The organism is Chryseobacterium sp. OV279 (assembly GCF_900128945.1).
Taxonomy (GTDB): Bacteria; Bacteroidota; Bacteroidia; order Flavobacteriales; family Weeksellaceae; genus Chryseobacterium.
This window is the reverse complement of record NZ_FQUD01000002.1, coordinates 776,846-799,893: the sequence shown is the minus strand read 5'-3', so window position 1 is coordinate 799,893 and position 23,048 is coordinate 776,846. Positions and strand designations below refer to the sequence as shown.

At 38.1% G+C, this 23,048-nt stretch carries 23 protein-coding genes and 1 riboswitch; of the genes, 16 read left to right on the top strand and 7 right to left on the bottom strand.

Annotated features, from left to right (window positions below; all coding sequences use genetic code 11):
- Nucleotides 1-111 precede the first annotated feature (111 nt).
- The gene (gene dnaA / locus BUA72_RS11395) at nt 112-1,566 is read right to left on the bottom strand and encodes a chromosomal replication initiator protein DnaA (protein ID WP_034726286.1); all 1,455 of its coding nucleotides are present in this window, start codon (nt 1,564-1,566) and stop codon (nt 112-114) included.
- A gap of 136 nt (nt 1,567-1,702) precedes the next feature.
- On the opposite strand from dnaA, the gene BUA72_RS11390 reads away from it, so the two are divergent.
- From BUA72_RS11390 to BUA72_RS11370, 5 genes are all read left to right on the top strand, one after another.
- Complete coding sequence (locus tag BUA72_RS11390; protein ID WP_047448206.1) at nt 1,703-2,113, top strand: acyl-CoA thioesterase; 411 nt, start codon at nt 1,703-1,705, stop codon at nt 2,111-2,113.
- 188 nt (nt 2,114-2,301) lie between these two features.
- Nucleotides 2,302-3,150 (top strand): prephenate dehydratase, encoded by an 849-nt coding sequence (gene pheA, locus BUA72_RS11385; RefSeq protein ID WP_047448209.1) that lies wholly within the window; start codon nt 2,302-2,304, stop codon nt 3,148-3,150.
- Between the two features lie 364 nt (nt 3,151-3,514).
- Complete coding sequence (locus BUA72_RS11380; protein ID WP_047448212.1) at nt 3,515-4,237, top strand: hypothetical protein; 723 nt, start codon at nt 3,515-3,517, stop codon at nt 4,235-4,237.
- A gap of 111 nt (nt 4,238-4,348) precedes the next feature.
- A complete protein-coding gene (locus tag BUA72_RS11375; RefSeq protein ID WP_072922988.1) occupies nt 4,349-6,568 on the top strand; it encodes a DUF2339 domain-containing protein in 2,220 nt (739 codons plus the stop codon).
- 248 nt (nt 6,569-6,816) lie between these two features.
- Entirely contained in the window at nt 6,817-7,257 is a 441-nt protein-coding gene (locus BUA72_RS11370) for a hypothetical protein (protein ID WP_072922987.1), read from the top strand.
- 57 nt (nt 7,258-7,314) lie between these two features.
- Here the strand turns inward: BUA72_RS11370 and BUA72_RS11365 are convergent, their stop codons facing one another.
- Nucleotides 7,315-8,592: a replication-associated recombination protein A gene (locus BUA72_RS11365; protein WP_072922986.1), complete on the bottom strand. Its 1,278-nt coding sequence runs from the start codon at nt 8,590-8,592 to the stop codon at nt 7,315-7,317.
- Between the two features lie 102 nt (nt 8,593-8,694).
- Between BUA72_RS11365 and yidD the strand changes: the two genes are divergently transcribed.
- Both yidD and lgt read left to right on the top strand, forming a co-directional pair.
- Nucleotides 8,695-8,946, top strand: coding sequence for a membrane protein insertion efficiency factor YidD (gene yidD / locus BUA72_RS11360; protein WP_047448223.1), 252 nt, complete (start codon nt 8,695-8,697; stop codon nt 8,944-8,946).
- A gap of 423 nt (nt 8,947-9,369) precedes the next feature.
- On the top strand, nt 9,370-10,236 hold the full coding sequence (lgt, locus tag BUA72_RS11355) for a prolipoprotein diacylglyceryl transferase (protein ID WP_072923175.1): 867 nt from the start codon (nt 9,370-9,372) through the stop codon (nt 10,234-10,236).
- 164 nt (nt 10,237-10,400) lie between these two features.
- Here lgt and BUA72_RS11350 read toward each other — a convergent pair whose 3' ends face one another.
- Nucleotides 10,401-11,918, bottom strand: a complete 1,518-nt coding sequence (locus BUA72_RS11350) for a bifunctional ADP-dependent NAD(P)H-hydrate dehydratase/NAD(P)H-hydrate epimerase (protein WP_072922985.1) — start codon at nt 11,916-11,918, stop codon at nt 10,401-10,403.
- A gap of 246 nt (nt 11,919-12,164) precedes the next feature.
- Here BUA72_RS11350 and mscL point away from each other — a divergent pair, with 246 nt between their 5' ends.
- Nucleotides 12,165-12,545 (top strand): large conductance mechanosensitive channel protein MscL, encoded by a 381-nt coding sequence (gene mscL, locus BUA72_RS11345; protein ID WP_047448229.1) that lies wholly within the window; start codon nt 12,165-12,167, stop codon nt 12,543-12,545.
- A gap of 52 nt (nt 12,546-12,597) precedes the next feature.
- On the opposite strand, the gene BUA72_RS11340 is transcribed toward mscL, so the two are convergent.
- Nucleotides 12,598-13,557: a D-2-hydroxyacid dehydrogenase gene (locus BUA72_RS11340; protein ID WP_072922984.1), complete on the bottom strand. Its 960-nt coding sequence runs from the start codon at nt 13,555-13,557 to the stop codon at nt 12,598-12,600.
- Nucleotides 13,558-13,655: 98 nt separating this feature from the next.
- On the bottom strand, nt 13,656-14,060 hold the full coding sequence (locus BUA72_RS11335) for an LNS2 domain-containing protein (RefSeq protein ID WP_034726304.1): 405 nt from the start codon (nt 14,058-14,060) through the stop codon (nt 13,656-13,658).
- A gap of 233 nt (nt 14,061-14,293) precedes the next feature.
- On the opposite strand from BUA72_RS11335, the gene BUA72_RS11330 reads away from it, so the two are divergent.
- The 4 genes from BUA72_RS11330 (at nt 14,294) to gcvT (ending at nt 17,186) form a co-directional block, all read left to right on the top strand.
- Entirely contained in the window at nt 14,294-14,905 is a 612-nt protein-coding gene (locus BUA72_RS11330) for a Pr6Pr family membrane protein (protein WP_072922983.1), read from the top strand.
- A 211-nt stretch (nt 14,906-15,116) separates the two neighbouring features.
- Nucleotides 15,117-15,626 (top strand): isopentenyl-diphosphate Delta-isomerase, encoded by a 510-nt coding sequence (idi, locus tag BUA72_RS11325; RefSeq protein ID WP_047448237.1) that lies wholly within the window; start codon nt 15,117-15,119, stop codon nt 15,624-15,626.
- Nucleotides 15,627-15,629: 3 nt separating this feature from the next.
- A complete protein-coding gene (locus BUA72_RS11320; protein WP_228384027.1) occupies nt 15,630-16,100 on the top strand; it encodes a hypothetical protein in 471 nt (156 codons plus the stop codon).
- Nucleotides 16,101-16,109: 9 nt separating this feature from the next.
- Nucleotides 16,110-17,186, top strand: coding sequence for a glycine cleavage system aminomethyltransferase GcvT (gene gcvT / locus BUA72_RS11315; protein ID WP_047448239.1), 1,077 nt, complete (start codon nt 16,110-16,112; stop codon nt 17,184-17,186).
- A gap of 60 nt (nt 17,187-17,246) precedes the next feature.
- Here the strand turns inward: gcvT and BUA72_RS11310 are convergent, their stop codons facing one another.
- Entirely contained in the window at nt 17,247-17,435 is a 189-nt protein-coding gene (locus tag BUA72_RS11310; protein ID WP_139222021.1) for a hypothetical protein, read from the bottom strand.
- Nucleotides 17,436-17,618: 183 nt separating this feature from the next.
- Between BUA72_RS11310 and BUA72_RS11305 the strand changes: the two genes are divergently transcribed.
- A complete protein-coding gene (locus tag BUA72_RS11305; protein ID WP_072922982.1) occupies nt 17,619-19,370 on the top strand; it encodes an alkaline phosphatase D family protein in 1,752 nt (583 codons plus the stop codon).
- Nucleotides 19,371-19,497: 127 nt separating this feature from the next.
- On the opposite strand, the gene BUA72_RS11300 is transcribed toward BUA72_RS11305, so the two are convergent.
- On the bottom strand, nt 19,498-19,854 hold the full coding sequence (locus tag BUA72_RS11300) for an arsenate reductase family protein (protein ID WP_047448247.1): 357 nt from the start codon (nt 19,852-19,854) through the stop codon (nt 19,498-19,500).
- 122 nt (nt 19,855-19,976) lie between these two features.
- Between BUA72_RS11300 and BUA72_RS11295 the strand changes: the two genes are divergently transcribed.
- The 3 genes from BUA72_RS11295 to BUA72_RS11285 all read left to right on the top strand — a co-directional run bounded on the left by BUA72_RS11295 (nt 19,977) and on the right by BUA72_RS11285 (nt 23,030).
- Nucleotides 19,977-20,444, top strand: a complete 468-nt coding sequence (locus tag BUA72_RS11295) for an acyl-CoA thioesterase (protein WP_047448250.1) — start codon at nt 19,977-19,979, stop codon at nt 20,442-20,444.
- Nucleotides 20,445-20,505: 61 nt separating this feature from the next.
- A riboswitch (Fluoride riboswitch) is annotated at nt 20,506-20,573 on the top strand.
- Between the two features lie 31 nt (nt 20,574-20,604).
- Nucleotides 20,605-21,909: a voltage-gated chloride channel family protein gene (locus tag BUA72_RS11290; RefSeq protein ID WP_175548887.1), complete on the top strand. Its 1,305-nt coding sequence runs from the start codon at nt 20,605-20,607 to the stop codon at nt 21,907-21,909.
- Between the two features lie 242 nt (nt 21,910-22,151).
- On the top strand, nt 22,152-23,030 hold the full coding sequence (locus BUA72_RS11285; RefSeq protein ID WP_072922981.1) for a LysR family transcriptional regulator: 879 nt from the start codon (nt 22,152-22,154) through the stop codon (nt 23,028-23,030).
- The last annotated feature ends 18 nt before the right edge of the window (nt 23,031-23,048 follow it).

Genomic DNA, 23,048 nt, shown 5'->3' with positions numbered 1-23,048 from the left:
AAATGATTTAACTATTAAAAGATTTTAAAGACCTTGCTCAGCCACAAAACTAAATAAAAAAATGAAGAATAAAACTATTCTCCATTTCAATTTATTCAGTTAAATTATTTTCTATTTTTTGATTCTTTCAGCAAGATCTTTAACGTACTTTTTCACCTCTTTGTCGATTTTTGATACATCTTTAATGGTATCACAAGCGTACATTACCGTAGAGTGGTCTTTTCCGCCCATCTCTTCACCGATCTTTGTAAAGGTAGCGTTCGTTAGCTCTTTTGAGAAATACATCGCCAATTGTCTTGGAAGCGCAATTTCTCTTTTTCTTGTCTTAGAAAGAAGCTGTTCTTTTTTGATTCCAAAATAGTCGCATACCACCTCCTGAATATAAGGGATGTTGATGACTTTTTTCTGGTTCGCCGCAATCTTGTTGATGGTGTCTTTCAGCAATTCAAGACTTAAATCCGTTTTATATACTGTAGAATAAGCAATCACAGAGTTGATCACTCCGATAAGCTCTCTCACATTCGTCTTAGCTTCTGCAGCAAGGAAATCAAGCATATCACCCGGAAGAACAATTCCGTCTCTGCTTAATTTATCTACGATGATCTGTCTTCTTGTAGAAAGATCCGGAGATTTGATTTCGGCAGAAAGTCCCCATTTGAAACGGGAAACAATTCTTTCCTGAATATCCATAATATCAGCAGGTGCCTTATCTGATGTAAGGATGATCTGCTTTCCGTTCTGGTGAAGGTGGTCAAAGATGTGGAAGAAACTGTCCTGTGTCGCAGATTTTCCGGACAGGAACTGAATATCATCAATGATCAAAACATCAACCATCTGGTAGAAGTTCGCAAACTCAGTTTGCTTATGGGCTTTCGCAGCAGAAATAAACTGCTGGATGAATTTCTCAGAAGACAGATAAAGAACTACTTTATCCGGAAACTGGCTTTTTACCTCAAGGCCTACCGCCTGTCCCAAGTGGGTCTTTCCAACTCCATATCCTCCGTGAAGGAACAATGGGTTGAAAGCAGTTGCTCCTGGTCTTTTAGCAATAGATCTGGCTACCGTGGCAGCAAATTTATTACTCTCTCCTTCTATATAATTATCAAAAGAATAGTCCGACTTCAGGTTAGAATCTATATTTACTTTTCTAATTCCCGGAACTACAAAAGGATTAACAATATTGGCAGAGAATCCTTGTGGCATTGTTTCCTGCATTTTTGGTGTAGGAACGCTTTTCCCCTTCATATTCATAGTCATTGGCTTTTCCTCTCCGGTAGGCCTGTTTTCCATGACAGAGTACCACAATTTAACTCCTTTTCCAAGATTTTTCTTCAGGGCAGCAGAAAGCAGGGATAGGTAATTATCCTCAATATATTCCTTGTAAAAATCGCTCGGCACTATAAGCGTAAGGTTATTGGCAACCAACGAAAGTGGCTGTACCTTATCGAATAGCATGTCGAAGGATTTTTCAAGCTTCTTTAGATCAGAATTGTCTTCAGCTGCGTTCAGATTATCCCGCATGAACTGAAGGCACTTCTGCCATATCATCATTAAATTTTCATCCATATTTATGCCCCGATTAGTTCGTTGTTAGTACTTTTTGTAGAAGGAAGACAAAGGTCCAATTTTTTCTTTTCAAAAAAAAATATTGCAGGTATTGATTATTTAAAAATATATTTGTATGCATAAATAAGGACCAAGAATGATACATACAACACACTCAATACGAGTACGTTACGGAGAAACAGACCCTATGAAATATGTGTACTATGGGAACTATGCACAGTACTTCGAGATTGGCAGAGTTGAACTGTTCAGAAACATAGGAATGGCATACGATGAAATTGAAAACCAAGGAATTTGGCTTCCGGTTTCGGACTATAAAATCAAATATATCCGCCCGGCACTGTATGACCAAAAATTAGAAATTCATACTTATATTAAAAAAATTCCAGGCGTAAGGATAGAATTTGAGTACGAAATTTTCAATGAGGAACAGGTAAAAATCACAGAAGCCACCACTACCCTCTTCTTTTTAGACGCCAAAACCAATAAAGTAATCAGGTGTCCGGATTTCCTGATGAAACTGATTGAAGAGCATTGGAAGGAATAGGTTTTAGGTAGATTTTAGGCAGCAGGTAGCAGATTTCAGGTTACAGGCGGTAAATTGGAGATTGGAGGTGGGAAGTTGCGGATAAGAGAAAGGAATCCATTTATTAAAGGTGGTTGTTTTTAAACTAATTTGCATCTTTGCACTTCCAATTCAAACTGTACGTTCATCTACAATTATATATAATACATATGAAGATCGCATTTTTGGGCCCTCATGCAAGTTTCACACAGCTTGCGGCCACCCAGCTTTTTCCGGATGGAGAACTTCTGCCACAGGCTAATATTTTAGACTGTTTTAATGCCGTTGAAAAAGGAGAAGCTGATAAAGCTGTAGTCCCATTGGAAAATTCCATTGAAGGAACAGTTTCTATGACACTGGATTATCTCTACAAAACCCCTTCCATCAAAATACAAGCGGAAGGCGTGATGCCTATTGCCCACCATCTGATGATTCATCCTGAAAACAGCATGGAGGATATCGAAAAGATTTATTCTCATCCGCAGGCTTTAGCACAAAGCTTTCATTTTCTGGACAGCACGTTTAAGGATATTAGCAGACAGGATTTTTCTTCTACAGCTGCAGCTGCCAAATTTGTTTCTGAAAATAAGGATTTGAAAATTGCCGCGGTGGCGAATCAGTTTGCGGCTAATTTATACGGATTAAACATTGTTCACCGAAATATTCAGGATTTTGAGCAGAACCATACGCGATTTATCGTTATTTCTAAACAACAGTCTTCTTATGAAAATGACAGACTTGAAGTCTTGGGTGAAAAATCCGGGATGCTGATCAATCTTCCGGAAGATCATCCGGGTGGACTTCATCAGGTTCTGTCTGTTTTTGCCTGGAGAAAAATGAACCTCAGCAAAATTGAATCCAGAACACTGAAAACAGGACTTGGTAATTATTTCTTCTTTATCAATGTACAGGGAAAATGGGAAGATGTTCTCCACGGAAATGCCCTTCTGGAACTTCAATCTATCAATGCAGAAGTCGATTTTTTAGGAAATTATAAAGAGTTTCTTCTGGAAAGCTAAAAAATATTAATATAAATAAAAAAAACACTGCCTCATATGGCAGTGTTTTTTGTTAGAAACCCTGCCAATACAGACATCACTGACACAATCGCAGCACAATATGTCACAAAAAGTGACAGTATCACGTGATTTTTTAATATAAATTAAATCCTTTGTTAGTGATATATAAAATAAATTATCTATTTTTACTACCTGTAAAATATTTAAAAATAACGACACATAACGATATTACGAAATAATATATATTAAATAATAAACATTTGTTTAAAATATCAACACAATTATCTATATATAGTTAAATAAATCATAAAATAGGCACGATTTTTGCATTTTAAAATCTGAAAACTAATTAAAAAACTTACTCATGAAAACCAAAATCTACAGCTTAATTTTAGCTTTATCCGCGGTTTCTGCTTTTTCCCAAGTAGGAATTAACACAACAACTCCAAGTGCTGCTCTGGATGTAAACGGTACTTTAAAGATTCGTGACACACCTATGGTGACCGCATTGCCAGGTTATGAGATCATGGCAGTGAACCAGGGAACATTTCAGGTTGTTAAAGTGGATCCACAGGTCATCATTGACGCAGCTACAACATCATCGGCTACCAACACCAGTGTTTATTCAGCTAAAAAGACGACCGGAATCTCACTTCTGAGTTTAGGTCTCTTCCCTGCAGGTTTCAGGGCTGTTAACTTTTTGGCAGCTGAAAGATCAGTAGGATCCGCAGCATTGTTCTCGGATACGGATAATACGTATACGATTCCATCCAATGGTGTTTACAACGTAGGATTTTCATTCCGTTACGGTTCAGGACTTCAGGCTGCTATTCTAACGAATACTCCGGGAATTGGTATTTTCAGAAACAGGGCGGGTGTAGGAACTCTTATCGACAGCCGTTCTTTCAGTGGTCTTACCGTTCCATTGGTTTTAAGTTTAACCATCTCCGAAAGTACGATCGCTTCCCTGTATACATTCCAGGCGGGAGACAAAATCTCATTTGGACTTACAGGATCTTCTGCTCTTGATATCGGATTATTGGGAGCCAGTGTAGGATCTTTCTACATTTACAAAGTTTCAAATTAATTAAGAACATAATTTAATCGCTCTGCACAGTTAATCCATCACAGAATACGTGATGGATTAATTTTTAATAGGGTTAAAAACATTTACTTTATATTTGATAAAAACTAAAGAATGAGTGAAATTCTCCTGACGATATTAATTATAGCAATCATCTTTATTTTCAGCCATCTTAACAATAAGATCAGAAGGCTGGAGAAAGAAGTTGGTGATCTGAATTCTAAAATCAACCAGCCGCAACATAATATTATCGTTCCTCAACAGAATGTACAGGAGCAGGAACCTTCAACAGAACAGGCAGTACCTTATCCGATACAGGAAAGTACCATCCAAGAAGAAAGAGCCATTGAAGAAGTTCCTTCACCACCGCAAAAAGACTGGCTGGAACCTGTTTTTGATTTTTTAAAACAAAACATTCTGACCATCGTCGGTATTTTCACACTTGTTCTTGGAATCGGTTATTTTGTAAAATATGCTATAGATAAAAACTGGATCGGAGAAGCGCCAAGAGCTGGGCTGGGTCTGGCCGCAGGAGCCGGAATTATGCTGATAGGACACTTTCTACGGAAAAATTACGCTGTCTTTGCGTCTATCATTACAGGAGGCGGAATTGCCGTTCTGTATTTTACCACTACGATTGCTTTCCGGGAATACCATCTGTTTACCCAGAATACAGCATTTGTTATTACCACCTTGATCACCATTATTTCCATCGTTCTTGCCTATTATTATAAAAGTGAAGTAATAATTATTATTGCTCTGCTGGGAGGTTTTACCGCTCCGCTGATGATCAGTACCGGACAGAGCAACTACCTTTTCCTGTTCACTTATATCACCCTCCTGAATATTGGTATGCTGGCAGCTTCATTCCTTAAACACTGGAAAAGTGTGGGATGGACGGCTTATGCTTTCACTACTGTCTATCTTTTCTACTGGACTTCAGAGCAGCCTCAATTGCTGAGCATTGTTTTTTATATGATCAGTTATATTATTTTCTACCTGTTTGCTCTTCAGGATTATTTCAAAAAGAATACACTTTCAACCTGGGATACCTTGATGCTTGTCCTGATTAATTTCTCAAGCATTATTGGACTGATTTATATATTTAAAACCTTAAGCTATGAACCGGTTATTATCTTCCCGCTTGTTTTTGCGGCAGCCAATTGTGTGCTTTTAATCAAAGAATACGGAAAGAAAAGTTTTGGCTTCAGCTATTGCATTTTTGCAGCGTTGACGATCAGTCTGATCACGGTAGCAGTTGCCCTTCAGTTCAAAACCCATCTTATCACGAGTGTTTGGGCAATAGAAGCTTCCCTTCTTCTTTATATCTGGAAAAAAAGTGGACATACTATTTTCAAGACGTGTTTTTATGTTCTGTTTCCACTGGTGATCATCGCACAGCTAATGACGTGGTCGGAATATTTTAACACGAAAGACATGAGTATCGTTTTCAATCCGGTATTTTTAACCAGCCTTGTCACGATTGGTACTACTATCTTCAACCTCTTTTTACTGAAAAGAATCAATGAGACCGGAAAACAGGCAGAGAGTTTCTTTGAAAACGTTTTTGCTGTTGTGAGTTATGGTGTTATCTATCTTGCCCTGCTGCTGGAGATTATTTATCATATTTCAGATATGCCTTGGTCAGCTATGGTAAGCATTGGGTTTCTGTTCAGTATTTACTATATTTTTACACTAATCCTGTTCAGGAAAAAACTTGATATCGACAGCACCATCCAGACCGGACTGGTTTATCTTTTCCTTATCCTTATTATTTTCAATGCCTCATTTGCTGCATCAGAAGTTGCTACCGCAGTTTTACATAAAAAACTGAGTTTTGGGTTTTATTCAATTCATTTTCTTTACTGGATTCCTTTTATATATATGGTATGGAATGCTTCTGCCATTTCCGGTTTTTACAAAACAAAACCATCCTATCTGGCTATTTCAGCGACCATCGTCATTGCGGTAAGCTGTGGATTTTACAACACTTATCTGTTAAGTTCCGTGAATGATGTTTCTCTTCTTTATAAAGCCAGGGAACATTTCAACATTCTCTACCTTCCAATTATATGGACTGTTCTGGCAAGTATTTTTATTTATATCAGTTTAAAAAAGAATATTCCTGAATACAGCAGAATCGGTTTTATCCTCTTCGGAATTATGATTCTGAAACTGTACAGCTATGATGTATGGCAGATGGATAATATTTCAAGAATTACGGCATTCATTATATTGGGTGTTATTTTACTGTTAAGCTCTTTTACATTCCAGAGACTGAAGAATATTATTAAAAATATGGTAGACAAGAAGGAAGAGGAACAGGGCAATTGAGCTGGAAGCGCGAAGAGTGATGAGGGAGGTTCTATTCATAAAAGATAATTATACTTTCCCTTCAGACCGCCACAACTTCCCTCTTCCATCCTCCATCATCCTGTCTTAAATTATCATATTTCAAAAATCAAAAATCCCTAATAAAACATTTTATTTATAAGCAATATTTAAAATATCACAAAAATTCATTCACATTTTATAAAAATTAATTATATTTATCCAGTTTTTAACAGTTACATATCCCGGTTATGAAAAAAATACTCTATTCTTTTTTAATATTGTCATCTGTAGCATTATCTGCACAGAAGAATCCTTCTGTAAAGTTTGCAGTTGCCAATGATATTGTCGGTACCACCGACATGTTTAGCGCAAGAAAATCTATAGTTCAGAGTTCAAATGTCTATAAAAATGCTGCTGGACTTCCTCAAAGTTTAAAAAAGTACGGTTTCCTTGCCGAAAAAGGTCTTACGGAAGTAAAATTCAAAAACGGACTTGGTGGTTTGGACAGAATATCTCTTGCTCAGCTGAACGAACAATACGGACTTCCTGAAAATACAGCGGTTGTTATTGAAGGTTATGAGTTCCCTGACACCAGTGTAAAGATTTATGGTGACATTATAGGCAGCACAGAAGTTAAAGATTATAACGGTAAGAAAACGCTTTTCTTAAAAGTAGCCAATTATAAATAGATTATTAACAACTATATTATAACAAAAGGGTACCGCGAGTGTATCCTTTTGTTTTTTTTAATATCTGTTGCTCCACTTCTTCTTGAGCTCTTCATAAATTTTCTTTTCTGTGGCATTATTACCCGGCTGGTATAATTTTGCATTTTTAATCTCTTCCGGCAGAAAATCCTGGTCTACGAAATTTCCTTCATAAGAATGGGCATATTTGTATTCTTTGCCGTAATCCAGATCTTTCATAAGTTTGGTAGGTGCATTTCTCAGATGCAGCGGCACAGGCAGATTTCCGGTTTGCTTTACAAGAGCCAGCGCATCATTGATCGCCATATAGGTAGAATTGCTCTTAGGAGAAACGGCCAGATATACCGCTGTTTCGCTTAAAATAATCCTCGATTCCGGATTCCCGATTACATTCACCGCCTGGAAACAGTTATTCGCGATCACCAGAGCATTAGGATTGGCCAGACCAATATCTTCAGCAGCAAGAATCAGCATTCTCCTTGCAATAAATTTGATATCCTCCCCTCCCGCAATCATTCTTGCCAACCAGTACACAGCACCGTTCGGATCACCGCCACGCATAGATTTTATAAAAGCTGAGATAATATCATAATGCTGTTCGCCGTTTTTATCATACAGCACCATGGTTTCCTGCAAAATATCCAAGACATCTGCATTGGTGATCTCTTCCTTACTGGAGTTCATGTATTGGTTAAGGACCAGTTCCACTGAATTGATCAGTTTTCTGGCATCTCCACCGGAATACTGGATGAAGGCTTCTTTTTCTACAATTTTAAAATGAGTTCCTTCGTCTTTATTGTATCTCTGTGAAGCCGTATCAATCAATTCTTCAAGTTTTTCATAGCTCAACGCTTTCAAAATATAAACCTGACTTCTTGATAAAAGAGCGGATACCACTTCAAAACTCGGATTTTCTGTAGTAGCACCTATCAAAACAATCCAGCCTTTCTCTACTGCATGTAAAAGTGAATCCTGCTGCGATTTATTGAATCTGTGGATCTCGTCTATGAACAAAATAGGAGATTTTCCTGAAAATAAATTCTGTTTTTTAGCATCTTCAATAACGTCACGAACATCCTTCACGCCTGAAGAAACCGCTGAAAGCTTATAAAATTTCCTTCCTGATTTTTCAGAAATAATTTCCGCCAGCGTTGTTTTTCCGGTTCCCGGAGGTCCCCAAAGAATCAGTGAATTCAGGGCATTGTTTTCGATCATCTTCCTGATCGTGCCTTTTTCGCCGGTAAGATGTTCCTGCCCAAGAACTTCATCCAGGGTTTTAGGTCTTAATTTTTCGGCTAATGGAGTATTTTGGCTCAAGATATTTTAATTTTTTTGATGAACAGATTCAGGTTTTGAATCCCTGAAACTTATAACAAAATTAAACTAATTTTAAATTTTTTACCCTATTTTTGCATTGTTTTGAAACTTACATTCAATAAAATCATTAGTTTTCCTTTGGTAATTTTGATAAAATTTTACCAGTGGTTTATTTCGCCCTTACTTCCCAAAAACTGCCGTTACGAACCTACCTGCTCTCACTATATGGTGGAAGCGCTTCAGGTGCATGGTGTTTTCAGGGGATTATGGATGGGGATCAAAAGAATTTCAAAATGTCATCCGTGGGGAGGCAGCGGCTACGACCCTGTTCCACCGAAAAAATTAAATCAGTAACAAACTATTAAATCAATAGAAATGAGTAACCTATTTTTCAGAATTTATCTCGTCTTATTTGCGTTTATCACCCAGTTCGCATTCGCCCAGGATTATCCGGGAGGTTTATCGGATGGAACTCTGAAAGTAAACGGAACCAGTGTTCCTGTAAAGATCTATTCCACCACAGAGGTGATTGATCTTAATGCTTTTCCAGAAAAAACGACGGACAGCAATGTACTGGTCATCTTTAACGAGTCCAATTTTGAACCTGCTTATTTCGAATCAAGTATTATCACTTTAGCGAAATACAAAACCTTCAAATATCAGCTTTTCGATAAAAATTTCAAACTGATCGAAACACCTGCTACAAAAGACAATATCACCACATTCAAATATGCTGTAAAATCAGCAAAACCCATCACCGGATCTGAATCCGTAGCGCTGGAAACGCCTTTCAAAATCTGGGATCCTTCAAAAGGAATTCAGTTGGGACCGGTTACGCTGCATTTTTATAGCCTGATGTTCGTTTTCGCCTTTGGTTTCGGATATGTTTTAATGCTGAGAATCTTTAAAATAGATAATGTCAACCAGAAATATCTGGAGCCGCTTTTCACATGGACCTTGATCGGAACCATCTTAGGTGCAAGATTAGGACACGTTATTTTTTACCAGCCGGAACTGTTTAAAGAGGATTTCTGGAGTGTATTTTTACCTATCAGTACTAAAAACGGATTTAAATTCACAGGATTTTCAGGACTTGCGAGCCACGGTGCCACAATAGCGTTGATTTTCACTACTCTGTATTATTCATTTAAGATCATTAAGAAAAATCCTTTCTGGGTGTATGACAGAATCGGGATTGTGGTTGCTCTAGGCGGTGCTTTTGTAAGAATCGGCAATTTTTTCAATTCTGAAATCGTAGGAAAAGCCGTTGATCCTAATTCTCCATTGGCTATTCTTTTCCCACAACAGAGCAGTGAATACGGTCCTACCGTTCCACGTTATCCTGGTCAACTTCTAGAAGCTGGGGGATATTTTCTACTGTTCATCCTGTTATGGGTATTATACAGAAAAACAAACAAAAAATATCAGCAGGGATGGTTGTTCGGACTATTCTTTATCATTCTTTGGGCTGTAAGATTCTTTGTAGAATTCCTTAAAGAACCTCAGGGTGATGAGTTCATCCAGATCGGCGGACTGAATACGGGACAGGTGCTTTCTATTCCGTTTATGATCGCAGGGGTAGTTATTATGATTATTTCTAAGAAATTCAAAATCACTCAGGCAGAAAACGAAAAACCTGATTAATAGGAAATTATAAAATGAAAGGGCAAATTTACATATAGTGAATTTGCCCTTTTTCTATTGGGAAAGATGCTAGATCTCAGACATCAGATTTCAGATTTCAGACTGAACCAACAACTGGCAGCGCTTCGAACCCACTAACTCTAAACCTCTCAAACACTCTAACACTAAAGTTTCACCCCGTTTCTCCTGTTCAGTTCTTCAAAGACACTTCCAAACGTATTGATCACATCCGTAGGAAGCATTGATTCTTTGGAATATTTCCCGGCAGCCAGATCGGCAGCTCTTCCGTGAAGCCATACTCCCAAAATACAGGCATCTTCCTGAGAATACCCCTGCGCTATGAGAGAAGTCAGAATTCCTGTAAGAATATCTCCGCTCCCACCTTTGGCAAGCCCTGCATTTCCGGTGATATTGTAGAATACGTTACCATCCGGACTGACTATCTGTGTGTGGTGGTCTTTCAATACGATGTATATATTCAATTCTGCAGCTTTTTCACGGGCCAGCTTCAGTCTTTCAAAAGAGTTTTCCGTACTTCCGAATAGTCTTTCAAATTCCTTGGGATGCGGTGTGATCACAGATAACTCAGGAATCAGTTTCAGATTTTCAGGGTCTTTTGAAATAATATTCAATGCATCGGCATCCAAAACCAGAGGCTTAGTAGATTCTTTTAAGAAATCCAGCAATGTCTTCTGTGTTTCTTCATGGGTTCCCAATCCCGGCCCGATTCCATAAACCGTATCGTTTTCTGTTTCGAAATTTTCTATGAATTCCTTTCCTCCTTCTGTAAACATCGCTTCAGGACAGGATATCTGCAGAATTTCATATCCGCATCTTGGTGCTAATGTAAAAGTAAGACCAGCTCCGGTTTTCAGTGCAGATTGAGTAGCTAGTACTGCTGCTCCCATTTTACCAAAGCTTCCTCCTGCAATGGTCACTTTTCCGTAAGTTCCTTTGTGTGAAAAATCCTCTCTTGGTTTAAAGATCGTGTCAACAAGCTTTTCATTAATGACAAAATCTAATGTAGTTTCTGTCTGTAGATATCCTGAATGCAGTCCTATATCCAAAATGATCACTTTCCCGGTGTATTTCCCTGTTTCAGGGTGGAGAAAACTCTTTTTCCAGCTTTGAAAGCTTAACGTGTAGTCTGCTTTAAAAATTGCAGCACCATTTTCAGGCATATGATCAGCGGGCAGTCCTGAAGGAAGATCGATAGAAATTTTAATGCAGTTTTCCTCATTCAGAACTTCAACCAATTCCTTAAAGATTCCTTCCAAAGGTCTGGATAAACCGGTTCCGAAAAGGGCATCAATAACAACGGTTTTAGCATCAAAATTATACTGATCCGCTTCTTTGAATTCTCTGACCGAAATCCCGGAGAGATCCCGCAGCCGCTTTACATTCACTGAAGCATCCTCTGAAAACTTGCCTTTAGTATATTTTACAAAAATATCTACATCAAAGCCTTTCATATATAATATTCTGGCAACAGCAAATCCATCGCCACCATTGTTTCCGTTGCCACAAAACAGGGCAATTTTCTTGTGATTTTTGCAGTTTTCGGAAATCCAGCCGGCTAATGCTTCGGAAGCCCTTTCCATTAGCTGTATGGAGGAAACAGGTTCGTGAGAAATCGTAAATGCATCCCAGCGGCGTATTTGTTCTGCGGTAAATATTTTCATAAAATGAGGTCAAACTTTTAACCAAATTACGAAAGTTCTACTTCAGAGCCAATCATCTTAATAAAAAACTATTGATATTATTTTACCCGTGAAATATTTAATTGAAACCACAATCCCACTTCAAAGATCTTATAAACACAAGCAATAATTCAATATTTGTGGAATAAAAAAAACGCTGAAAAGTAACGTTTTTTACATTTTTTAATTCTATTTTTGTGTGTATACTAATTAAAAAAAATATAAATTATGGGATTTGTTAAAGAATTTAGAGACTTTGCTTTCAAGGGCAATGTGCTTGACCTGGCTGTCGGTGTAATCATCGGTGGAGCATTCGGGAAAATTGTTTCCTCATTGGTAGAAGATGTAATCACTCCGCTTTTACTGAATCCGGCATTGAAAGCTGCAGGAGCAGAAAATATTTCAAAACTATCGTGGAATGGCGTTACTTACGGTAATTTCCTTTCTGCTGTGATCAGCTTCCTGTGTATCGCTATGGTACTGTTCTGGATCATCAAAGGAGCCAATAAAGTGGTTAAAAGAGAAGAGGCTGCTCCAGCCGGACCTACTGCAGACCAACAATTGCTGACGGAGATCAGAGATCTTCTTAAAAGCAAGAATAATATATAAAACAAAAGCACCTCCAATTGAGGTGCTTTTTTATTTTCATTCGGTTCAGTGATTACTGAATCTGTAAAATACTTGAGATCTGTTCTGCCAGAGAAAGCCCGATTCTGTCCTGAGCTTCCAGAGTAGAAGCACCAGTGTGAGGAGTCAGGGAAATCTTTGAATGATTCAATATCGCTTTAGAAGGTGTAGGCTCATTGATGAACACATCCAATCCGGCAAATTTCACTTTACCTGAATCCAAGGCATCAATTAAAGCGGATTCATCGATAACACCACCTCTTGAGCAGTTCACGATGGCAACGCCGTCTTTCATCATATCAAATTCATTTTTCCCGATCATGTATCCGTCTTTCTGAGCCGGAACGTGAAGGGTAATAAAGTCTGAATGCTTCAATACCTCCTGAAGCGGTTCAGTTTCAATATCTACATTGATGAACTGATTATTGTAGAATTTTACTTTGATGCTAGCTTTTCCTACATTGTTATCAGCCGCCACCACTCTCATTCCCAATCCAAGAGCAATTCTTGCAACCTCCTGTCCTATTCTTCCCATTCCAACGATACCGATGGTTTTCCCTCTTAATTCGATACCTGCAGTATACGCTTTTTTAAGACCTGCAAATTCTGTATCTCCTACTAAAGGCATTTTTCTGTTTGAATCCTGAAGGAACCTCGCTCCTGAAAATAAGTGAGCAAAAACAAGTTCAGCTACCGATTCTGAAGAAGCAGATGGCGTATTGATCACATGAATTCCTTTTCCTCTTGCATAATCCACATCAATATTATCCATTCCTACACCACCACGTCCGATAATTTCAATCGACGGACATCCATCAATAATATCTTTTCTTACCTGTGTAGCACTCCTTACCAACAGGGTACGGATTTTATGCTCATTAATGTAATCCACCAAAAACTCCTGCGGAACTTTTGCAGTGATCACTTCAAACCCTTTCTCAGCCAGGGCATCAATTCCAGATTGATCCAGACCGTCATTTGCTAAAACTTTCATAAATACAATTGATATTAAAAGTGAAAAGATTTAAAAATTAAAGAATTTCAGTGCGTACACTTTCATCATTCAATTTTTAAATCTTTGTATATGTTTTCTTAATCTTCTTTGAAAACTTCAATAGTTACCTGCTTTTCTACAAGGTCTGTAAATCTGCCTTTGTATCGTGTAGCTCTTACCAGGTGGTTGTCTATCCAGTGATAGTTGCCTCCTCTTGGTTTTCCGCAGAGTACGCTGTGGTATTTGAAGCCGTGCTTATCCAGCCAGTCGATGGTGATTTGTTTCAGATTTTCTGTTCTTGATGTGAAAAAACAGATCTGGTGTCCTTCGTCATACCATTTATTCACTGTTTCAAGTGCATCCGGGTAAGGTTCGCAGGTAACCATTCTTTCGGGTTCTTCATTCGGAACGTCATCTGTAATGGTACCGTCTATGTCTATTAAATAATTTTTTACCCCGTCCTTAAGAATAGGACTTAAATGCTCTTTGTATTCTAATTCCATCAGTAATTATTAAGATGTAAAGTTAAGGCTTTTATAAGTAAACGAAGCATTAAACTTAGTTTAAGTTAAAAATTTACTACTAAAACTAGTATTTAATGTATAATATAAATATTTTATTCACATTTTAACCCTTTATAGTTAAAAATTTTCTCATTTATAATTTCATTTTCACAATTAGTAAGAAATTAAGTCCGAACTGTTATCTTTATAGACCTTTAAAAGACATTTTCTTTATGAAAAGAATCTTATCTCTGCTCTTCTGTTTTACGGGCTGGTTTGCTCTTACCATCCAGTATTATTTAATGCTTGAAACCAGCAAATTGACGTTCGGGGAAACTACAATCAGGTTTTTCAGTTATTTCACCATCCTTACGAATTTGCTCGCAGCACTTTATTTTACGTATCAGTCCTTGAGAAGCAACCTTTCAAAACCGGAAAACTCAGGTATTTTAAGTGCTCTGACAGTTTACATCCTTATCGTAGGTCTTATTTATCAGATCCTTTTACGCCAGACATGGAATCCTGCAGGAATGCAGCGTGTCGCAGATGAACTTCTTCACAGCATCATCCCTATTCTGGTTCTAATCTACTGGTATCTGTATGAGAATAAGAAAGCTTTACAAAATCGCATAATCCCAAAGTGGGCAGTGTATCCTGCTGTCTATTTTATATATATTCTGCTTCGTGGCGGGTTTTCCGGATTTTATCCTTATCCTTTCATTGATGTTACTCAATTAGGTTTAATGAAAGTTGTGACGAATGCTTTTTGGATTGTCCTGTTTTTTGCAGGGCTGTCTGCACTTTTGATCCGTATCGGTACATTATTAAAGAGTGATGAGTTTTAAATGATGAGTGATGAGTTCTGGGAACGTAGGTTTGAAAGTATATGAATATGAAAAGCAGTTTTGAGTTAATATTTACTCATCCAAAACATGAAACCGACATTCCGTAAAACTCAGGTTATTTTCATTTTCATGACCTCTATCATTCGTTTCAGCCCTATGATGTTTCACTAAAAATTTTCAAAATACATTTATAAGGCTTACATTTGTAGAAATGGAAGAATTTGTAGTTTTAGTAAATCCTGAAGATGAAGTTTTGGGTCTTATGGAAAAGCAGCAGGCTCACATCAACGGTCTTCTGCACCGTGCTTTTTCCGTCTTTTTGTTCAACAGCAAAGGAGAGATGCTTCTTCAGAAAAGAGCGTCCGGAAAATACCATTCTCCCAACCAATGGACCAATGCAGTATGTTCTCATCCCAGAGAAGGCGAAACGTATCTGGAAGGAGCCAAACGCAGAATAAAAGAGGAACTTGGAATTGAAGCTGAGCTTTCGGAAAAGTTTAATTTTATCTATAAAGCAGATGTAGGAGGTGGTCTTTGGGAACATGAACTCGACCACGTATTTGTAGGAACCCATGAAACGGATTTCAATTTAAACCCTGAAGAAGTGGAAGAAGTAAGATTCATTTCCACAGAAGATCTTGACAAAGAAATCGCTGAAAATCCCGGCCATTTTACGGAGTGGTTTAAAATTATCCTTGAAGAATATAAACACCATTTTTAACTGATGAAAAAAATACTGCTCGTATCCGCTTTTTTATCGGCAAGTTTGTTTTTTGCCCAGAAAGCAAAAGTGTATGACAGTCCCGGCTACTCTATCAATGTTCCGGAAGGCTGGCGATCTACCAATGACAGCGATATTGTGAATATTTTCCCATCCAATGAAGTTGGAGCGATTACCATTTCAGAATATCACGGACTTGAACTTCCCAAAGCAGACATGAAAAAATTTATCCTGGCACTTTATAAATCTGAAGAGCCGGAAAGCAAAATAAAGGAAAACAAAGGCAGAAAAGGTTATACAGAATATTTTTACGAATATTTTGATGAAAAGGAGAAACTGTTCTGGATCACCAGGGCATTTCAGAAGGACAAAGATCTGTATCTTGTTTCCATCAACTGTGGCCAGAAGTTCTGGAACGGAAATTATATGAACCTATTCAACGAAACTTTCAACAGCTTTAAAATAAAGAAATAAAAATTAAATATGAAGAAAACAGCCTTATACGATAAACACGTTTCTTTGGGCGCTAAAATCGTACCTTTTGCAGGTTTTGAAATGCCTGTACAGTATTCTGGTGTTACAGACGAGCATTTTGCAGTAAGAGAAAAAGCAGGATTGTTCGATGTTTCGCACATGGGACAGTTTTTTATTGAAGGACCGGGATCTAAAGACCTTTTACAGTTTGTAACGACCAATAATGTAGATGCTCTTGAAAACGGTAAAGCTCAATATTCTTGCCTTCCTAATGAAAACGGAGGAATCGTGGACGACCTTATTGTTTACAAAATGGAAGACAACAAGTATTTTGTAGTAGTAAACGCGTCAAATATTGAAAAAGACTGGAATCATATCTCAAAATATAACACATTCGGGGCTCAGATGACCAATGCTTCTGATGAGATGTCATTATTAGCAGTTCAGGGACCAAGAGCTACCGAGATCCTTCAGAAGCTTACGGAGACCAATCTTTCTGAAATTCCTTACTATAACTTTGCCGTAGGAAGCGTTGCCGGTGTCAACAATGTGATCATTTCGAACACAGGTTATACAGGAAGCGGTGGATTTGAAATCTACTTCAACAACGAAAATGCTGTTGAGCTTTGGGATGCCATCATCAATGCAGGTGAAGCGGAAGGAATCGTTCCTGCCGGACTTGCTGCAAGAGATACTTTAAGATTGGAAAAAGGTTTCTGTCTTTACGGAAATGATATCGATGATACGACTTCTCCTATTGAAGCAGGATTGGGATGGATCACTAAATTCGATAAAGATTTTGTTTCTAAAGAGACTTTCGCAAAACAGAAAGAAGAAGGGGTTACGAGAAAGCTTGTAGGTTTTGAACTTCAGGACAAAGGTGTTCCAAGACATGATTATCCGGTAGTGGATGCAGAAGGAAATGTAATCGGAAAAGTAACTTCAGGGACACAGTCTCCAATGAAAAAGGTAGGTTTGGGTCTTGCTTATGTAGACAAACCTCATTTCAAACTGGGTTCTGAAATTTTTATTCAGGTAAGAAATAAGAACATTCCTGCAAAAGTAGTGAAAGCTCCTTTCGTATAATTGTTCAAAAAAATATTCAAAAAAAGGCTGTAATTCATTTTACAGCCTTTTTTTTTGTGATTAATAGCAGATACAGCAAACCTTTCTGTCCGGACTGCAGGCATCACCAACTCCCGGAGTATTGGAAATAACGCCGCCGCCAGGCCCGCAAAGGGTAAAGCAGTTAACAATCGGTGGTCTCACTCCTCCGATAATCTCTTTTAATGCTGATCTTGTAAGATTCTTTGTTTTTAAAAAGTCTTTTGTCATGGTCATATTTTTTTGGTGATAATAAATATAAGTCTTTAATAATTAATTATTAAAAAAAAAGCTAATAAATATTAATTCCTGTCATTTTAAAATTATTCCGGTTAAATAATCATAAAGTATAATTAAAGCTGAGTTAATAGACTTGTTCTTCCAATTATCTTTTTTTGCAGGGAAAAATAATTGATGGAAAATAATAACTCAATCAACAGACGAAAATTTCTTAAACATTCATTGTTGGCTGCGGGAGGAATCCTTATAGCTCCTTTAATTGAAAGCTGTACCAATGATGATTTTACCGATATCGGAAATGCTCCGGATAATCTGAAAAATGCAGGATTTGAAACCGGAGTCGCCAGTTTTGATCCCTCAGAAACAGGAGTCATTATCTGGACAAGATATTCCACAGGTATTAATGCTGAAATTATCTGGGAAGTAAGCAGAAACAGTAGCTTTTCCGATATAGTGAGGAAAGGACAGGTCAATGTAACTTCAGTGAATGATTTTACCGTTGCAGTAGATGTTCAGAACATTCCTTCCTATACAAAATACTATTACAGGTTTTACAATATTAAAACCAAAGAAAGCAGCATCACAGGGGAAACGCTCACTTTGCCTTCAAAAACAGATTCTGTACATGAAGTGAAAATGGCCGTGGTTTCCTGTTCCAATTTTCCGGCAGGACTTTTCAATGTATATGGCGCAATAGCACAATCTGACGCCGATGTAGTGGTTCATCTTGGAGATTACATCTATGAATACGCTCCGGGACAGTATGGAACCAATCCTTACACCAATCCGCTCGGAAGAGCTCATCAACCGGCAAAGGAAATCCTTACCCTCGCTGATTACCGCGAAAGATACAGGCAATACAGAGGAGACAAGAATCTAATGCTTCTTCATCAGAAAAAACCTTTTATCTGCGTTTGGGATGATCATGAATTTGCCAACGACACTTATAAATCCGGAGCAGAGAATCATCAGCCTAATGAAGGAAGTTTTGAGGTCAGAAAAATGGCAGCATTTCAGGCTTACAGCGAATATATTCCTTTAAAAACGGGCAAGGATCTGAGAATCTACAGAACCTTTAACTTCGGAAATATTGTCTCTCTTTATATGATGGACACAAGGGTAATCGCAAGGGATAAGCAGCTTGAATACTCAGATTATCTTGATGCTGCAGGAAACTTTAATCAGACACTCTTCAAAACTGATTTCTTAAGCCCCGGCAGAAGGCTGATCGGTAGTGAGCAGATGCAGTGGCTGGGTTCTCAGATCAATGCAGATCCCGCAAAATGGAAAGTACTGGGACAGCAGATCTTAATGACCAAAATGATGGTGCCTGCTGAAATGCTGATGGTGTTAAATAAAATCCTCGCAGAAATAAAACAATACGGAAGTGCACAGCCTGCAACAATGCTGCTGCTTAAAAACACCATTTCCCAGCTGATTGTTCTTAAAACGAGACACCTACAACATGATCCTACACTTACCCCGCAGGAAATAGCAAGAATCACTACAACGTTACCTTACAATCTGGATGCTTGGGATGGGTATTTCATGGAGAGAGAGCAGCTCTACTCTATTCTGGCAGGAAAAAAAGTAGTGGTACTGGCAGGAGACACGCACAACGCATGGCTGGGGAAATTGTCAGATGCACAGGGAAACTTCATCGGAACAGAGCTGGCTTGCAGCTCCGTATCTTCTCCCGGACTGGAAGGCTATCTGGGAATTACTTCTGATCCTACACAGGCTATTGAACTGGCTCAGGCGTTTTCGATACTTATAGATGATCTGGAATATGCCAATCTCTATAAAAGAGGATATCTGCAAGTGAAATTTACTTCCGCAAGCTCACTGGCAGAATGGAAGTTTGTAGACAATGTGGTTTCAGAAACTTATACAGTAACGACTGAAAAAACACATACTATCACATAATAATAAGGCTTTAATTTTCAATTTCTATAACACAAAGAGCTACAGAATTTATCTGTAGCTCATTTATTAAATTCATTTTCTGTTGATCAGATTTAGAATCTTATGTCAACATGCTTAGCTTAATTTTTTAGTCTTCCACTCCAAAGAATTCTCTCAGAGCTTCTACATTCTTCTTATCATTTCCCACAAATATTTCATCATCCGTTATAAAAACCGGACGTTTCAAAAAGGTGTAGTGATCCAGAAGCAGATCTTTGAAATCCTTTTCTTCAAGAGATTTGGCATCCAGGCCTCTTAGTTTAATCTGTGTAGATTTTTTGCTGAACAGAGCTTCGTATGATTTTGTTTTTTTATACATCGCTGCCAGTTCTTCTTTGGTGATGGGCTCTTTTTTAATTTCACGAAGTTCCCAGTCTGCAAGATCAAACTGTGCAAGGATTTTTCTGCAGGTATCGCATGTATTAAGGTGGAATACTTTCTTCATTGTTATTTTTTAAAGCTGTTATAAATTAAATTTCCTTCTTCATTGAAGTTTCGTCTTTCAAAAGTAGGATTTAATCTAAAATTCTGGAAATTATTAAATAACTTTATTAAAATTTTATAAAGATGCAGAATAAGCCCATCACTTTTCAGTTTATTTCGGAGCCTTCAGATGTGAATTATGGAGGAAATGTACATGGAGGAAGCGTCATGAAATGGATCGATCAGGCAGGTTATGCATGTGCCACGACATGGAGCGGAAATTATTCGGTAACCGTTTATGTGGGCGGGATCCGTTTTTATGAGCCTATTAAAATCGGGGAAGTGGTACGAGTGGATGCACAGGTGATTTATACCGGAAAATCGAGCATGCATATTTCGATTAATGTTTTTTCAAGAAACCTGAAGCAGCCTACTTTCGACAAAAAGACCCATTGTATCATTGTTTTTGTGGCAGTAGATGAAAACGGCAAAAAACTCCCTGTCCCTGCTTGGGTCCCTGAGACTGAAGAGGAAAAACAACAGGAAAAATATGCTAAACGCCTGATGGATCTCAGAACGCAGATTGAGGATGAAATGAAACCATTCTTATAAATATTTTGAATCTTCATCACTTCAAAGAGTTTTAAAATTCACAGAGAATAATTATATTTGTATAACAAAAGGAAATGGTGCTCTTCCTTACCCAACCGCTTTACAGAAGCTGATGACGCCTGATTAAGAGATTATTAACCAATAACTGATCAGGATTATTATGTCAAAAAAACAACGGACACTTCATAGAAAAGCAATTTTTCATACCCAATTATTTTTTAGAAAATACCCTGCCCTGCCTTATATTTCAAAATGGCTGTGCATCAGTATTCTGATTGGTGGATTAGTAGGAACAGCGTCTGCGGGATTTTTACAGTCCCTGGAATGGGCAACCCAATTCAGAGAAAGTCATATCTGGCTCATTGCCCTGCTTCCTGTTGCCGGTTTTCTTATTGGCCTTTTATACCATTATTACGGAAAAGATGTAGAAGCAGGAAACAATCTGCTCATTGACAATATTCATGATCCGAAAGAAATTATTCCCTTTAAAATGGCTCCATTTGTGTATCTGGGAACCATTGTTACGCATTTTTTCGGAGGTTCAGCCGGGCGTGAAGGTACGGCTTTACAGATGGCTGGTGCTATTGCAGACCAGCTCAGCAAACCTTTTAAACTTAATAAAAATGAAAGGAAAATCCTGCTTATCGCTGCCATTGCCGCAGGTTTTGGATCTATTTTCGGAACACCGTTGGCCGGAGCCGTTTTTGCACTGGAAGTTTTCCTGATTGGAAGAATACGGTACAATGCTATCTTCCCGGCTTTTGCTTCAGCCATTCTCGCAGACTTAACCACCAATCTCTGGAATGTCAAACATACCCATTACCATATAGACCTTATTCCTAAACTGGAATTTTTGCCCATTGTATATAGTATTCTCGCCGGAATTGCTTTTGGAATCTGTGCTGCAGGATTCAGCAGAATGATTCACTGGACTGGATCTGTTTTTAAATCTAGAATTAAATATGCTCCTTTTCGTCCCGTAGTCGGTGGGATTATTGTTGCTCTGGCTGTTTTTGCCATGGGAACCACAAGATACATCGGGCTGGGAATTCCTGTCATTCTGGAATCTTTTAAACAACAGCTTCCGCTCTACGATTTTGCTTTAAAAATGATTTTTACCATCATTACCCTTTCTGCAGGGTTTAAAGGAGGCGAAGTCACACCCCTATTTTTCATCGGAGCTACTCTTGGCAGTGCATTATCCCTGTTTATTCCATTACCGTTCGGATTGCTTGCAGGAATGGGCTTTGTAGCCGTATTTGCCGGAGCTACCAATACCCCACTGGCCTGTATGCTGATGGGGATTGAGCTGTTCGGGGCAGAATCAGGTGTTTATATTGCTATTGCCTGCGTAGTTTCCTATTTGCTTTCCGGCCACAACAGCATTTATACAAAACAAAAGATCGGTGAAGCGAAAAACCGAAGGTATGAAAGTGATGGAGGTAAGTCTTTTTCGGATTTGTAAGGGATTTCGAGTGGGAGAGTTGGTTGCTAGTTGCTAGTTGCTAGTTGCTGGTTCATAGTATTTAAGTTAATGAATAATTGTCTGACATCTAGATTCTTGGTTCTTGACTCTTGCTTTTTTCTTCCTAAAACTCAATACAACTCAAACTCTCAACCCTCCAACTCTCAAACCCTCCAACTCTGAAACTCTCAAACTCCCCAACCCGTATAATTTCACTAAATTTGTTACCATAAGCTCCATCCATGTTTGACTACAGATTAAAAGTTTTCCATACCGCTGCCTCAAGACTGAGTTTTACGAAAGCTGCTGAAGAACTTCATATTTCGCAGCCAGCTGTGACTAAACACATTAAAGAAATTGAAAGTCAGCTCGGTACAAAACTTTTTGACCGAAAAGGAACTTCCGTACATCTTACCCAGAGTGGAAAAATTCTATATGAATATGCCGAAAAGATCCGAAATCTCTACCGTGATCTGGAATTTGAGATCAGTCAGGTGAATGAACAGCATAAAGGAAAGTTGATTATCGGAGCCAGCACCAGTGTTGCACAATATGTTTTGCCTGAACTTCTGGCCAAATTCAATACGTATTATAAAGAAATTAAGATCGAACTGATCGCCCATAATACCGAAATTATTTCCGAACTTTTAAAAGAAGGGAAAATAGACCTCGGAATTATCGAAGGAGAATCTCAGTCTTCATTTTTTGACTATAAAATTTTTAAAGGGGATGAAATTGTTCTCACGGCAAAAGCCAATCATCCATTAGCTCAGAAAACGTTAAGTCTAAAAGATCTTTATGACTTAGACCTGATCTTCCGTGAACAGGGCTCCGGTACTCAGGAATTCATCCAAAACCGTTTAAAGGAAAAAGGAATCAACATCGAAGAGCTCAACACGGTTATGCAGCTGGGAAGCAGTGAAAGCATCAAAAACTATCTTTTACATTCGGATTGTATGGCATTTCTGTCCATCAGTACCATTTTAAATGAATTAAAAAACAATACGCTCACTATCATAGATATCAGGAATTTCAGCATTGAAAGAAATTTTCACTTTATTCTTCCGAAAGGAGAACAGTCGGAGATGATTAGATTATTTCTGAGATTTGTGAGGAGTTAGATAGTAGATGATAGGTTG